Genomic DNA, 14,236 nt, shown 5'->3' with positions numbered 1-14,236 from the left:
CGCGGCCGCGTATCCCGTCTTCCCCTCTCTTCTTCAGGAGTCTGCTGTGTCCGATCGCCTCCCGCTGGAGGGCTGTGTCCCCTCGTTCGGCCGGCACCGTACGTATCCGCCGCGAGCCGGCTGGCTGCTCAAGGTCCACCACGCCGTCCAGGAGGACCCACAGTTGTTCGCCCGTGCCGACGCCCCCGTCACGCTCGGCGTGGGCTCCAGCATGGTGCCGGCGCTGCGCTTTTGGTCTCGCGCCTTCGGCCTGTCCACCGACGCCCCGATCGGTGGGCCCCGTTCCGGCCTGCAACCGACGCGCCGCGGGCACTGGCTGCTCGGAGAGGACGGTGCCGACCCGTACCTGGAGGACCCCGGCAGCCTGTGGCTGCTGCACTGGTGGCTCCTCCAGCCGACGTGCCAGGTCCCCACGTGGTATCAGCTCTTTGCCCGGGCAGGGCTCTCGCGCATGACCCGGGACGCAGTCCGGGCCGGTGTGCAGCGCGACGCCGTGGACAGCGGCTGGTCCGCCCCCTCCGACAGCGCGCTCACGCGCGACGTCACCGCCTTCGTCTCCATGTACGGGCCCACGCCCGTCCCGCGAGGGCACGATCACGCGCCGGTCGAGGAGGAGCTCTCCAACCCCTTCCGCGCCTTGAACGTGCTGCGCGTCGAGGAGGCCCGCGGCCGCCACCGTCCCGGCACGCAGGAACTGGTCATCGACCGGAGCGCCGGCCGTACCGTGCCCGCCGCAGTCATCGCCTACGCCTGCCTGGCCTTCGCCGACCGCGCGGCGCCCGGCGCGCGCAGTATCGCCCTGGGCCGACTGCGGACGGACCCGGGCAGCCCGGGCCGCGTCCTCCTGCTGGATGGCCGGACCTTGCAGCGCGCGCTGTCCCGGATCGCGGAGTCCGACCCGGGCCTGGGCCTGGCAGTCGTGGACTCGGGCGACGAGCCGACGGTGACCTTTCGCGCCCGCCCGGACGTTCTGGCGGACCAGGTGCTGGCGGCCCACTACGAGCTGGGGCGCGGGCCCGGCCACCGCTGAACCAGGCACCGGCCTGCACTCGGCGACGAGGTCCGCCACCGCCTCCGCGCGCCACCCTTTGCGCCCACACGGGCGTTCTCCCCATCGCCTTCCCGGAGATTCCCATGAGCACGACCAAGTCCGGTGCTACCGGCTCGCCTTGCACGCCGCCGACGCCGAGCCAGCAGCCGGTTCAGATCGAGCTGTTCCCGGCTCCGGACACTCCGGACCACACCGGTGTGTTGCGGCATGCCGTGACACACCGGGCCGACCCGGTCAGTGACCCGGGCACGGTCGCCCGGCGGGAGGACGACGGCGGCCCGGGCCGGGAGGAGGTGCAGGAGACCGACCTGGACCGGTCGTGCGAGGAGGTGGCCGCGTGGCTTCGGGCCCTGGATGCCGAGGTGGAGGCCGAGCTGGTTGCGGAGACCGGCATGGACGAGGCCAATCGCCTCAAGCTGGAGTGGGACCGGGCCCTCGCGCAGAGGGCGGTTCCGGCCCTGGGGATCGCGCGCTCCCACGTCGCTCTGCTGGAGGCGGCGCAGGCCTGGCAGCTGGTCCGCACGGACGACGGCGCGTATGTGGTGCGGCGCTCGCGGGATGCCGAGGGGGGCCGGAAGGTCAGCGGCGAGCGCGTGGTGCTCATGCTCCAGGCCCGCTACTTCAAGGAGGTCACCGAGAGCAGCGGCCTGGTGCGGGTGCGGCTGACCATCCGTGGCGCGCAGGCCCTCTATCTGATCGGGCTTCACCCCGCCGGCGTGCACGGTGACGAGCGGGCCGCGTACCGGGCCCGGTGGGCGAAGGTTGCGGGCCGGTCGCGGATGAGCCGGGACGCGCGCAAGACCGCGGCCCGGCGCCTGGCCCCGCTGCCTTCGCACGCGGCGGACCGGTACGGGGACCGGCCGGTGACGGTGGCCGAGCAGGCATGGCGGACGGCCCGGGCCCTCGACGTGGTCTCGGGCCTGGGCGGGGCGGATGCGTGGGAGAGCGAGGGGGGCGCCGTGTTCGGCGTTGCGGCGATCGAGCCGCGGGCGTGGTGATGCTGTCATTGGCCGAGCTCGAAGAGCTCGCGGAGACGGAGGTCCAGGGCGAGGAGACGCTGGCGGCGCTTGCCGGGCATGCGGCGGTCGTCGAGTGCCAGGCCGCGGCGGACCTGCTCACCGCCTTCGCGCAGGAGAACCCCGGCAACGAGGCGGCGCAGGACTGGGCATTCGTGGCGGCGGAGCGGGTCTCCGAATGCGCTCTCGCGGTCGTGGACGGCTACGAGGATGTGGCCGCCGAGTATGCCCGCGCAGCGAAGGGCGAGCGTGCCGCGGTGGCGCTGGGCCGACTCGACGATGCGGGTCCGATGACGCCGCAGCGGCTCGCCGCGCTGGACGCGGAGACCCTGGAGCTCTTGCGCTGGTACGCACACCCGTGGCCGGTGCGGTGGCTGTGGCCCCCGGAGCGCGACACCTTCGGACGCCCCATTCGCCCTTATGTGATTAATTTGTTCCACGGGCCGGGGGGCTGGTCGGTCGGCATCCGCGACGTGCTGGGCGCGGACGTGGACATGGTCGGCGTCGACCTCGACCCCGGGGCGGTGGCGACGGCCACCGCGGCCGGCTTCGAGGTGATCTGCGCGAGCGTGACCGACCTCGACCCGGAGAGCCCGGGACTGCGGCACGTGACGGGGGCCATCCTCTCCCCACCCTGCCAGCCGTTCAGCCCGGCAGGCCTGCGCCGGGGCCGGTACGCCGCGGCGATCGACCTGGTCATCACCGTGATCCGGTATGCGGGGGCGGCGGCCGGGTTCCTCGCCCTGGTGCACGCCGACGGCGCGGACGCGGGATTCGCCCCGCGCTCGGGCGACTCCTGGGAAGAGGTCCGCGAGCACCTTCAGGACCTAGAGGATCCCCGGGCGGGGCTCATGGCCGAAGTGGTCATCTTTCCGCTGGCCATGCTCTCCCGCGGCGGCTCGATCCAGTGGGTGGCGGTCGAGCAGTCCAGCGCCCTGCCGCAGCAGATCGAGGACGCGCTCTTCGCCGAGTTCCGCCAGGCCGGCTGGCGCACGGTGGAGGCCGTCACCCTCGACGCCGTGGACTACGGCGCCGCCTCGCACCGCAAGCGCCGCTTCATGACGGCCTTCCGCACCTCGGCCCCGCTCGTGGACATCCGCCCGAGCGCACCCTTTCCGCAGACGACCTTCGCCGAGTGCGTCGGCTGGCCGGCCGGACGGATGGTCAACACCCGTGGCCAGCGCGGCATCAATCCCGCGACCGGCCGACCCAAGGGCGGCAACTCCTTCAGCGCGGACAAGCCGTCCCCCTGCATCACGGCAACGGCCTACGGCTGGAAAGACGAGGAGACGGGCGAGCGCATCGGTCAGGCCAACATCGCGCGCCTGGTCGGCTTCCCGGGCACCTTCCCCTGGCAGCACGTAGGACGCGGCGAGGGCATCCGCAACAAGGCGCAGCAGGCAGCCGACGCCGTCTGCCCGATGGTGGCGGCCGCGGTCATCGGGCGCGTGCTCAATCAGCAGTGGGAGGACAAAGCGCGGGAGTACGTCAAGGAGTTGTACCCAGGGGCGGTGGAGGCCGTGGCTGTGGATCCCCGAGTGTGGCGGCGTGCGGTCCAGGAGGCCCTCTTCCATACATAAGAGGTTGCTTAACTGTTTCTCTGTTGGTATCTTTCTGGTGTGCGGAGAGCCGTCTCTGCGAAACCCCGCCGACTGCCCTGTGCCCCTCCTTCGCCACAACTGACAGGAGCTCCTCATGCCTGGCCCCCTCCTCACCACCGACGGGCGTCCCCTCCGCGCCGCGGCTCTGCGGACCCGCCGGACGCTGCTCGACAGTCTCGTCACCGAGCTGAAGACGACCCCCTACCGCGACATCCGGATCGCCGACGTCGCCCGGCGCGCCAAGACCTCGCCCGCGGCCTTCTACCACTACTTCACGGACCTCGACGCGGCGGTAGCGGCCCTGGCGGAGGACGTCGCGCGCTTCGTCAGCCCCGTGCACACCACAGGGGGCCTCGACCGGGAGACCGTCTCCGAGCTGGTGGAGGCCTTCTTCCGCTTCTACCGCGCGAACCGGACCGTTCTGCGAGCCGTCGAGGCCAAGGCGGCCGAGGGGGACGAGCGGTTCACCGAGCTGCGCCGGAAGATCTACGGCGGGCTCAACACCTCCCTCGTGATGACCCTCATCGGCGCCTACCCGCGGGCGGCCGACCGCGAGGCTCGTGAGGCCACCGCCGCCTCGCTCACTCTGCTCCTGACCTCGGCGGCCGCCCAGCAGCCCCAGCAGTCGGGCTGGTCCTTTGCCCCCGACCCCGTGCGTGTCGCTGTCATCGACCTCGTCCACACGGCCATCGCCCGCCGCCCGGCCACCCCTCTCACCACGTCCCTGACGCCCTGACAGCCCTCCCCGGCCCGGCGCCCGCGCCGGGCCGGGGCCGTCGCTCCGCCCGCCCACATCCGGAAGGACTACCGAACCCCGTGTCACCTGACGCCCGCCCGCCCACCGGCTCCGCCGAGCAGATCCGCACCTTCATCACCGCGCAGATGGCCGTGCGGGCGTTCTGCCACGCCCACGGGTACAACCCGGACGAGCTTGGCACTGCCTCCGCGCGGCGGGCCGCAGACGCTCTGACCGCCATCCTCGTAGAGCTGGAAGACCGCGGGGCCGTCGCGGCGGCGATCGTCGCCTCCACCGGCGTCGGCAACAGCGGCATGAACCTGGCCCATGCGACCACCGTCGACTGCCTCGGCGAAGAGGAGTGGGCCACCGACCCCATGGACAACACCGTCCTCGCCGAGATCATCGCCTGCGGCATGGTCACCGGCTGGGCCACCGGCATCGTCGCCCGCGGCACCGGCGCCGACGGCCAGCAGACCGCGTACGGGTGGCACGTGCGAGACGGTGCGTTCGTGCCCCTCGCGGCGGCCGAGACGTTCGCTGCTTACTCCACGGACAGCGCCACGGGTGAACCGGTACCCCCGCCGCGCGGCCTGGAGTTCGAGGATGCCTGCGCACTCGACCTCCCTCACCCGGCATGACCGGCTACCCGGCCGGGCCCGTGTTCGCGACGACCAGCAGCAGCCGGGTCCGGCACGAGATCCGGCCCCGCGCGCGGACGTGGTCCTGGTGCGGCACCCAAGCCGCGTTGCCGGACGACGACCGACTTCCCCTGTGCCGCAATTGCCGCGCGCGGAAGGCCGCCGCCGAACGTCGGCAGCGCCCCCGTTTGCGATGACCAACCACCGGGTCAGCCTCTTCATGTTGTCCGCGCCCTGGAGCGCGCGTCTGGATCCGGCCTGAGGGCGGGTCTTACGATCAAGACCGACGATGATCAACCCGCCGATCCCCGGCCGCCGGCTCGTCCGGACGCCCCCAACGAAGGTGCCCCCGTTGTCCGTCGAGACCGGCTCGCCCCCCAGTTCCTGGCCGTGTCCGCCAGCCGGCCCGGCGGACCGGCCGGCGGACAGGGCTCCCGGCCCACCGCGAGTGCAGGTTCCGGTGGACCATGCTGGCCATCCACGCGCTCGAGACGCAGCACCAGCTCGTCGACAATCCCTGCGGGACAGCCAGCCCCGCCCCGCCCATCGCGACGGGCCAGCTCTCCCTCGCCACTCGATCTTCACGACCAGGAGGCCACGGGGTCAGGCCCTTGCCCTGCGATGACCGCAGCTAGAACGCCACCATGCGGCTGGCGCTCGTACGCCGCACACGCACGCCGTTGACCTGGAACGGCGCACCACCACCCGTCCGGCAGGTCAGCGAGTTCCCTCACCCACTATGCCCGCTTCGACTAGAAGGACCGTGATGCGCACTTCCCGTATGGCCACAGCCCTCACCGCGACGACGCTGATCACCGTGCTGACGGCCAGCTGCGGCCACGACAGTGAGAGCCGCTCAGCCGCCGAGCCGACCCCCGCGGGATCAACCGCTTCCCGCACCGCACCGGCGCAGCCCGCGCTCGAGGGCATTGCCGCCTTCGGCACCCCTGCCTCCGTGGCCGGCGACTGGATCGTCGAGCTGCGCACCCCGGAGAAGACTGAGGCCCCTGCGGACAGCCAGTCACTTCCCTCCGGATGGACGGCACTGCGGACCACGATGAGGTTCACCAATCGGGCGGACCACATATCAATGCTGCCGCGCACCGTTCTGACCATGCGCTACGGCGCCGACGGGCGCGCCGCAGTGCTCTTCTCGGGCGCCGGCCTGCCCGGGCTCCCGGAACGGGGAACGACCACCCGGGTGAAGCCCGGCGGATCCTTCGCCGCGGACATCGGCCTGGCCGTCCCTGCGGCGGCGGCCGGCGAGCGCGCGACCGCGACCGCTGAGGTCACCAAGGAAGGCATGGCCGAGGCCGAGAACCTCTTCTTCGAAGGCACACTGCCTGGGCAGGCAGCCTCGACAGCACCCGGGTCCAGCAGCTCACAAGGACCTGCTGCCGGCGCCACAGTCCCCTTGGGCACCTGGTCAACGTCCGGGCTTCGCCTATCCCCCATCAGCCTCGCTCAGGGCGAAGCCGGAGGACGTCGCGCCGAGCTCGAGCTCTCGGTCGCGAACAAGAGCGCCGACCCCAAAAAGGGCATGGGCGTCTCCCTGCGCATCCTCACCGGCGACGCCCTGAAGCAGGTCGCCAGCGTCACCCCCGGCCTCGGGTACAAGGACGCCCCGATCGCACCGAACCGCACCGCCACGGCAATGGTCCGCTTCACCATCCCAGACACCACGGTCCCCGGCCCCATCACCGTCGAGGCAATCACTACGGGCGGGACCCGCACCACCTTCGACGGAACCCTGCGCTGAGCCAAGATCCCACGGCCGCGATGATGGCTCGTCCTTTTCGGCGGGTGGAACCGTTAGGCGAGGACACCGATGCGGGCGGCGAGAGCGCGTAGCTCGGTGGTTGTTCGTCCGGAGACCAGCAGTCCGGAGACCAGGGCTTTCACCGCCGGGCGGGCGTGGGTCTCTTCCGGGGCGTGGTGTTCGGCGGCCAGGAGTGCGCGGATGCAGTCGTCCCGGCGGTTGCAGCGGGCGAGGGCCGTGGCGATGTCGGTGTAGTAGCGGGCTCGCCGCTCGGTGCTCGGCAGGCTTCCGGGCGCCACCGCCTTGGCCGCGGCGAGGGCGGCTGAGGGTGGAGCTGGACGGTGGTGGGGCTGAAGCCGCCGCCGTGGTCCCGTAGCACGGCGGCCGGGCCGAGCTCCTGGGCGATGGCGGCGGCCTCGCCGGTCAGCTCCCGCATCCCGGCCGCGTCGCCAGCGCGGGCGGCGGTGTAGGCGGCGGACTGGATCAGCAGGCCCCGCTGGGCCGCCAAGGCCGGCTCCCCGCCACGGAGAGCGGGGTGGTCGGCGGCCGCCAGGGCGATGGACAGCGCCTGCTCGTGCCAGCCGGCCTTGCGGGCCAGGACCGCGAGCTGCCGCGCAGCCTCCGCGACCAGCAGGGGCTGGCCGACGGCTTCGGCGGCCTGACGGGCCCGGTCGGCGGCCATCCAGCCGAGCTGCTGCTCGTCCAGCTTGATCAGCATGCGCGTGGCCAGCAGATAGCTGTGCGCCAGCAGCCCCTCGTCCCCAGCGCCTCCGGCCCGGGCATGAGCCGCACAGATCAGCCGGGGCAGCCGCACGGCCAGGCTGCCGTACGCGCAGGCATGGAAGTCCGTGAAGGCCCGGGACAGATCCGTGTGCAGGACCGCCACCGAAGGCACGGTGACGCCGGCGTGGAGGCCGAGCATGGCGTCCCGAACGCGCGCGACCAAGGCCTCGCCCACGGCGACGTTCTCGGAAGGCGTCTTGCCGGTGGGCAGGATGGGGACACCGACGGCCGCGGCGGCCGTGACCGCGAGGTTCGCGAGCAACTTCCTGCGCCGCACCGGGTCCTCCCCGTCTCCTCGACGAGCCGTCCCTGCCACCCTAGAGCCCGGAAGGCGGGGGTAGGCGGTAGTTGGGCCGATCGCCCGCCCGTGCCGGACGTCCGGCTGCGGGGCCAGGCCAAGGGCCTGCGGCGGGATGCCCAGGGCGTCGGCGAAGCGCCGCAGCACCGTGACGTCGGTCAGCGGCGAGATGCCGCGCTCGTACCGGGAGACCTGGGCCGCGGAGAACCCGGTCAGCGCACCGAGCTGGGCCAGGGTCAGGCCCTGCTTCTTGCGTGTCTGCCGGACCAGGCAGCCAACGGTCATGTCCGCCACCAGCTGTGCTCGGACCGCGTCCATACCGTCCCCGCTCGTCGGCGAGAGATGGGCCGCCGCTCACCGTACCGGCGCCCACGGCCGCGGGACAGGGGCCTTGCACCGGATGCAAACGGCTTTGCGGCCCACGGCAATGCCCCTGCCGCCGACGACGCGGCCGCGGTCTCCTCGAAGAGCAGGCGGCCCGGACGGCGGGCCACCGCCGCGCATCCGAAAGGGGATGTGAGCGATGAACGTACGCAAGCGGGCCGCGATGGTGGGGCTCGGCGGCCAGGCCACCAGCAACCACCTGCCCGGCCTCGCCCAGTGCCACCTCGCCGAGCTGGTCGGGCTCTGCGACGTCGACGCCAACCGGCTCGCCGCCGCAGCCGACGCGCACCAGATGCCCGGCTTCACCACCGTGGCGGGCCTGCTGCAGGAGGTCCGGCCGGACTTCGTCATCGCCGCGGTACCGCATCACGCCGGGCAGCAGGTCGTTGCCGCGTGCGCCGAGGCCGGGGTGCACGTGCTCAAGGAGAAGCCGTTCGCCACCGACCCCTACGAGGCGGCCGAGCTGGCCGCGCTGTGCGACAAGGCGGGGATCGAGCTGATGGTCACCGTCCAGCGCCGCTTCCACCCCGTCTACGCCGCCGCCCTCCAGCTGCTGGAGCGGATCGGCACCCCGTACCTGGTCGAGGGCCGCTACACGTTCCACTGCCTCAACCCGGCCGCCGGCTGGCGCGGCCGCGCCAAGCTCGCCGGCGGCGGATGCCTGGCGGACATGGGCTACCACCTCATCGACCTGCTCATCTGGTACCTCGGCCTGCCCGACCGCGTCCTTGCGGACACCTCGGCCGCCGCGGCGCCGGGCGCCGAGTACGACGCGGAGGACACCGCCCTGGTCCACCTCGCCTACGACTCCGGCCTGTACGGCTCGCTGCTGGTCTCCCGCTCCGCCGGCCCGAAGACCGAGCACCTGGCCATCACCGGCCCCCACGGCACGCTCGCCGTCGAACGCGGCACCGTCCGCCTCCTCGACCCCAGCGGTCAGGTGATCGAGGCGCTGCTGCGCGAGCCGGCCTGGCCCTGCCCGCCCGCCGTGCAGATCGACCGCTTCTGCCACGTCCTGGACGGCACCGCCCCCAACCCCTCCGGCCCGGCCGCCCACCTGCCGCACGCCGCATTCCTGGCCGCCGCCTACGCCTCCGCCACCACCAACCACCCCGCCGATCCCAAGGAGTTCCTCGCATGAACGACTCCCCACTCGCCCTGCTCGGCGGCGAACCGGCCGTAACCGTCGCGGGCCCGCACTTCGCCTGGCCGCCGATCGAGGACGCCGACCGGCGCGCGGTCGCCGCCCAACTGGAGACATCCGTCTCGATCCCCGACCGCTCCGGCATCGTCGCCGACCTCGAGGACGCGCTCGCCTCCTACCTCGGCGTCCGGCACGTCGTAACCACCTGCACGGGAACGGCCGCGCTGCACTCGATGTACGCCGCAGCCGGGATCGGCCCCGGCGACGAGGTCATCGTCCCGGCCCTCACCTTCCACGCCACCGCCACCCCGCTCTTCCACCTCGGTGCCCACCCCGTCCTCGCCGACGTCGACGACCGCGGCCAGCTCGACCTCGAGGACGCCGACCGCCGGCTGACCGCCCGGACGAAGGCCGTCGTCGCGGCGCACCTGTGGGGGCTGCCCGAGGACATGGACGCGCTGGTGTCCTTCGCCGACGAGCTCGAGCTGATGCTGCTGGAGGACGGCTCCCACGCCCACGGCGCCACCTGGAACCACCAGACGGTCGGCACGTTCGGCGCCGCGTCCGCGTTCAGCCTCAACGGCCCCAAACCGCTCTCGGCCGGCGAGGGCGGGCTCGTCGCCACCGACGACACCGAGCTGTACTACCGCGTCCTGCTGCACGGCCAGTACAACAAGCGCTGCCGCCGCGAGATCCCCGCCGACCACCCGCTCGCCCGCTTCGCGGTCACCGGCATGGGCCTGAAACTGCGCATCCACCCCTTCGCCGCCGCGCTCGCCCGCACCCAGCTCACTCGCCTCGATGTTCACCTTGCCGGGCGCCAGCGCATCGCGGCGCGGATGTGTGCCGCCCTGGACAGCGTCCCGGGTATCCACGTACCGGACCTGCCGACGGCGGCGCGGCCATCGTGGTACGCGCTGCCCCTGCACTACGAGCGAGCCGAGCTCGGCGGGCTACCGCTGGAGCGGTTCCTCGACGCCGTCCACGCCGAGGGCGCCAAAGAGGCGGACCAGCCGGGCTCGACCTGCCCTTTGGTCACTCATCCGCTGTTCCAGGCCCCTGGGGACCTGCTGCCTGGCTACGCTGGCCGTCAAGGCACCGCCGCCGGCGCCTTCCCAGCGGCGGAGTACGTGCACGCCACCACCTTCAAGCTGCCGGTCTGGCACCGCGAGGAGGACGTCCACCTCGCCGACGCCTACGCCGCGGCCATCGCCAAAGTCGCCTCCCACGCCAAGGACCTGATGTGAGCTCCCTCGACACCGCCCTGCTCGACGACCTCGCCCGCACTGCCAAACGCGACGGCATCGCCAAGACCGTCGTCGGCGCCGTCATCGCCGAGATCGATGGCAAGGTCCTCCTGCTGCACCGCCCGGCCGACGACTACCTCGGCGGCCTGTGGGAGCTGCCCTCCGGCGGTGTGGACACCGGTGAGACCCTCATCGAGGCCCTGCGGCGGGAAATCGCCGAGGAAACTGGGCTGACGGTCACGGCCATCGGCGACTACCTCGGCCACTTCGACTACCGCTCCGGCAGCGGCCGCGCCACCCGCCAGTTCAACTTCACCACCACCGTCACGGGCGAGACGGTCACGCTCACCGAGCACGACGCACACCTTTGGGCCGACCGCACCCAGCAGAACCAGGTCTCCAGCGCCGTCCAGACCGTTCTCGACGCCTGGCGCAACCAGGCAGTCTGACCGGCTCCCGAGCCCGACCGGGCCCCGGCCGCCCTCTCCCGGAGGGCGGCCGGGGGCTGCCGCTGTACGGGGCCAGCGCCGAGCCGGAGGCGTACTCTGATGAACCGAAGGCTACCGGCGGGTTCATGTCACCTGGTTCGCCGTTCGTCAGCGGCACCCCCTTTTTTGCGTCTCGGGGGCCGCGCTTCGTACGCTGCACAGGCCCCCGGCCCCGAGACGCAACTTGGGCCGGGGGCTTGTTGCGTGCAGCACGCCATCGGCGACACGGCAGGTTCGGCGCGACGGGTCCAGGGCAACGGTGTGGCAGAGGCTCCGAATCGTGAGGTGTGCCACAGCGCACTGGGCGAAGCGCTGGTATCCGACGGCTCGCCTGCCACGCCTCGCACGGGCGGCGTTCTCGCATTTCCGTCAAATTGGTTTACCCAACTGACGCGTACCGGCCTATTACGGCTGGAGTCTGACAGGTTGCCAGTTAAGCGTCGACACCCAGGGCGGCCGAAGAACGCTCCTCAACAGGTGGGCCTTTCACCCCGAATAAGCAAGATCGGTCATATCGCCCCAGACCGGGAAACCGGGGAGGTGAATCTTCCTTGACGTGTACAAACACGCGTGTCAAGGTCGGGTAAGTTACCGATCAGATTCACTCGGTTGCAGTACGGCAGGGGACGCGGGGAGGGGACTACATGCGTATCGGCCCATCAACGGTCGGTGCCTGCAAGGAAGCCCCTGACGCCAAGCAAGGCCGATTCGAGACGTTCTCCACGCCCGCACGGCTTCCCCGAATGCAGCGCACCGCCTCGTCGGCGGTTATCCTCCCGTTCGTCAGCACCATGATCATCACGGTGCAGCCCACAGCCTTTGCGGATGAACCGGCGTTCATCGTGGCTACATGCCGCCGCGGGGCGGTGTATCACGCAGAAGCTGTCCTGGGGAGGGCGAGTCACGGTGGCCAGTCGCGGCGTCGTCGGCTTCGATGCCGCTGCGCTGCGCACCCTGCGCACTGCCGCCGGCATCTCGCAGCACAAGCTCGCCGACCGCGTCCGTCTGCACGGCGCGCAGGTTGCCGGCCCGCACATCTGCCTGTACGAGCGCGGGAAGCGCACCCCACAGCTGCGCACTCTGACAGCTCTCGCCTCCGCCTTGGAAGTACCGCCTTCAGCACTTCTGGAGGACGACTCCTCCTTCCGTCTGTGCCGGCTGCGGCTGCGTATGGGCATGAGTCAGCGAAGTCTGGCCTCTGCGCTCGGCATCGCCCAGGCCCGCTGGTCCCGGATCGAACGGGGCCAGTCCACGCTCGACGAACACCATGTGCCGCTCGCCGCGAAGCTCCTCGGAGTCAGCGAGGGCCAGCTCCGCTCGGCCGTGGCCGCCGCCCGGCGCACAACAGCACGCTCCTGAAAGAGAAGCCCGCCCTGCGTCACGGGCCCTGACCGGAACGGGCGCTCGCAGGGCAAGCACCCGCAGGCGGCATCAGCACACTCCATGCGCTGAGCCTTCGCCAGATTCATGTACAAGACACGCTCTCCGAACAGCACTCATGAGGGGATATCGCCCATGGCCATATCGACGGCCGATCGTGGACAGACCCGTCGCGGCCTGCGCGCCGTTGCGTGGGGCGCTGCCGCGCTGACCTGTGTCTCCCTGCTGAGCGGCTGCGGCAGCAAGAAGAGTGACGAGTCGCTGGGGGAGGATCCCGTCCCCAGTGCTCCGTCCTCCGCCGCGTCGAGCGCGCCGGCCAGCGCTGACCCTCAGGATGCGGCCAAGGCCGAGGTGGTCGCGGTGTACCGCAAGTACTGGGATGCCCAGGTGCAGGCCTACGCGAAGGCCAGCCCGGTCGGCACCGACCTCGACAAGTACGCCTTCGACAAGGCGCTCAGCTTGGCCTTGGGCGAGCTGGCGAACCTGCACAACAACGGCAACGTGATCAAGGGCGAGGTAAAGGTCGATCCGAAGGTGTCGACTATCAGCCTCGATGAGAAGCCGAAGAAGGCCACGATCTCGGATTGCGTCGACGTCTCCCGATGGGTCCTACAGAACGCGAAGAGCGGGCAGGCGGTGCCGCTGCCGAAGGAGCGGCTCACCCGTTTCCAAGCGTCATTCTCGCTCCGGACCGTGGGGGACGCGTGGAAGGTCGTCGAATCCAAGCAACTGGACAAGCCGTGCGCATGAGGGAGACCTGGGCAGCCGCAGCCTGGGCAGCTGTCGTACTGTGCGTCTCTCTTCTCGTGCCCGTGCCTGCCGCCTGGGCAGATGGCGGCGGGATCGACGTACGGGGGTGTCAGAGCACCTGGATCTGCTCCAGCGTTCAGACCAAGGGGGCGAGCGGCGGCGGTGGAGGCGGAACCAGCAGCGACTCTGGCTCCGGTGGTGGCGGGAGTGGTGGGGGCGGTGGGGGCGGTGGTGCAGCAACCTGCACCAACGGTGAGCCATCCCGGGACATGCCGGCCTGCCACATCGACGGGGTAGGTGACTACGACGGCAATGGCTGCTATTGGCAAGTGAGAGAACCGCCCCCGCCCGCCGACGACCCGGTGTGGGATGGTCACAGCCCGAGTGAGGGCGCCATCTGGTCGCACAACTGCATGGACGGCAACGGTCGCGCCAACATCGGCAGTGGTTTCTTCGCCCAAGCTCCACCCGGTGCCGCTCCCCGTATGCCCACGGCAGCGGAACTGGCCCAGCAGGCGTTCAGCAAGATGAAGCTGGAGACGCCGAAGCTGGGTAGTGCTCCGCCGCCCGGCAGCAAGGGCCTGATCGGCATGCCGGTATGGATGTGGGTGGCGAAGTCGGACACGACCTGGGGCCCGCAGTCGACCACGGCGTCGGCCGGCGGCCTGTCCGTCACCGTGACGGCGAAGGTGACGGGTATCGACTGGAACATGGGCGACGGGCAGAGCGTCCACTGCGCCACACCGGGCACGCCCTATGACTCGAGCGTCGGCAAGAAGGACTCGCCGGACTGCGGCTACCGGTACACGAAGGTCGGCGAGTACCAGATCACGGCCACCACGACGTGGGTGGTCACCTGGACGGCGACGAACGGTGAGACCGGAACGCTGCCCAATCAGACCAGGTCAGCACAGACCACGGCGCGCGTCGGCGAGCTACAGGTCGTCAACTGAGCACG

The 14,236-nt window shown here is 71.4% G+C and carries 13 protein-coding genes; 12 read left to right on the top strand and 1 reads right to left on the bottom strand.

Annotated features, from left to right (window positions below):
- The first annotated feature begins 46 nt into the window (after nucleotides 1-46).
- The 6 genes from ACFPP6_RS30290 (at nucleotide 47) to ACFPP6_RS30265 (ending at nucleotide 6,804) form a co-directional block, all read left to right on the top strand.
- Nucleotides 47-1,030, top strand: coding sequence for a DUF4007 family protein (locus tag ACFPP6_RS30290; RefSeq protein ID WP_382049175.1), 984 nt, complete (start codon nucleotides 47-49; stop codon nucleotides 1,028-1,030).
- Between the two features lie 104 nt (nucleotides 1,031-1,134).
- A complete protein-coding gene (locus ACFPP6_RS30285) occupies nucleotides 1,135-2,049 on the top strand; it encodes a hypothetical protein (protein WP_382049173.1) in 915 nt (304 codons plus the stop codon).
- Between the two features lie 8 nt (nucleotides 2,050-2,057).
- Entirely contained in the window at nucleotides 2,058-3,647 is a 1,590-nt protein-coding gene (locus tag ACFPP6_RS30280) for a DNA cytosine methyltransferase (RefSeq protein ID WP_382049170.1), read from the top strand.
- A gap of 115 nt (nucleotides 3,648-3,762) precedes the next feature.
- Nucleotides 3,763-4,404 carry a TetR family transcriptional regulator gene (locus ACFPP6_RS30275; protein WP_382049167.1) on the top strand — a complete coding sequence of 214 codons (642 nt, stop codon included), beginning with the start codon at nucleotides 3,763-3,765 and terminating at the stop codon, nucleotides 4,402-4,404.
- Nucleotides 4,405-4,484: 80 nt separating this feature from the next.
- Nucleotides 4,485-5,045 carry a hypothetical protein gene (locus ACFPP6_RS30270; protein WP_382049164.1) on the top strand — a complete coding sequence of 187 codons (561 nt, stop codon included), beginning with the start codon at nucleotides 4,485-4,487 and terminating at the stop codon, nucleotides 5,043-5,045.
- Nucleotides 5,046-5,811: 766 nt separating this feature from the next.
- Nucleotides 5,812-6,804, top strand: a complete 993-nt coding sequence (locus ACFPP6_RS30265; RefSeq protein WP_382049161.1) for a hypothetical protein — start codon at nucleotides 5,812-5,814, stop codon at nucleotides 6,802-6,804.
- Between the two features lie 139 nt (nucleotides 6,805-6,943).
- On the opposite strand, the gene ACFPP6_RS30260 is transcribed toward ACFPP6_RS30265, so the two are convergent.
- Nucleotides 6,944-8,170, bottom strand: a complete 1,227-nt coding sequence (locus ACFPP6_RS30260; RefSeq protein ID WP_382049158.1) for a helix-turn-helix domain-containing protein — start codon at nucleotides 8,168-8,170, stop codon at nucleotides 6,944-6,946.
- Nucleotides 8,171-8,408: 238 nt separating this feature from the next.
- Here ACFPP6_RS30260 and ACFPP6_RS30255 point away from each other — a divergent pair, with 238 nt between their 5' ends.
- The 6 genes from ACFPP6_RS30255 to ACFPP6_RS30230 all read left to right on the top strand — a co-directional run bounded on the left by ACFPP6_RS30255 (nucleotide 8,409) and on the right by ACFPP6_RS30230 (nucleotide 14,231).
- Nucleotides 8,409-9,410 (top strand): Gfo/Idh/MocA family protein, encoded by a 1,002-nt coding sequence (locus ACFPP6_RS30255; protein WP_382049155.1) that lies wholly within the window; start codon nucleotides 8,409-8,411, stop codon nucleotides 9,408-9,410.
- Nucleotides 9,407-10,660 (top strand): DegT/DnrJ/EryC1/StrS family aminotransferase, encoded by a 1,254-nt coding sequence (locus tag ACFPP6_RS30250; protein ID WP_382049152.1) that lies wholly within the window; start codon nucleotides 9,407-9,409, stop codon nucleotides 10,658-10,660. Before ACFPP6_RS30255 ends, ACFPP6_RS30250 begins: the two co-directional genes overlap by 4 nt.
- Complete coding sequence (locus ACFPP6_RS30245) at nucleotides 10,657-11,109, top strand: NUDIX hydrolase (RefSeq protein ID WP_382049149.1); 453 nt, start codon at nucleotides 10,657-10,659, stop codon at nucleotides 11,107-11,109. The genes ACFPP6_RS30250 and ACFPP6_RS30245 overlap by 4 nt, the downstream gene beginning before the upstream one ends.
- 945 nt (nucleotides 11,110-12,054) lie before the next feature.
- The gene (locus tag ACFPP6_RS30240) at nucleotides 12,055-12,507 is read left to right on the top strand and encodes a helix-turn-helix transcriptional regulator (RefSeq protein ID WP_382049146.1); all 453 of its coding nucleotides are present in this window, start codon (nucleotides 12,055-12,057) and stop codon (nucleotides 12,505-12,507) included.
- Nucleotides 12,508-12,663: 156 nt separating this feature from the next.
- A complete protein-coding gene (locus tag ACFPP6_RS30235) occupies nucleotides 12,664-13,278 on the top strand; it encodes a hypothetical protein (RefSeq protein ID WP_382049144.1) in 615 nt (204 codons plus the stop codon).
- Between the two features lie 485 nt (nucleotides 13,279-13,763).
- Nucleotides 13,764-14,231 carry an ATP/GTP-binding protein gene (locus ACFPP6_RS30230; RefSeq protein WP_382049141.1) on the top strand — a complete coding sequence of 156 codons (468 nt, stop codon included), beginning with the start codon at nucleotides 13,764-13,766 and terminating at the stop codon, nucleotides 14,229-14,231.
- Nucleotides 14,232-14,236: the final 5 nt, after the last annotated feature.

It is taken from the genome of Streptomyces aureoversilis (genome assembly GCF_042657885.1).
Taxonomy (GTDB): Bacteria; Actinomycetota; Actinomycetes; order Streptomycetales; family Streptomycetaceae; genus Streptomyces; species Streptomyces aureoversilis.
This window is presented reverse-complemented; position numbering and strand designations above follow the sequence as displayed.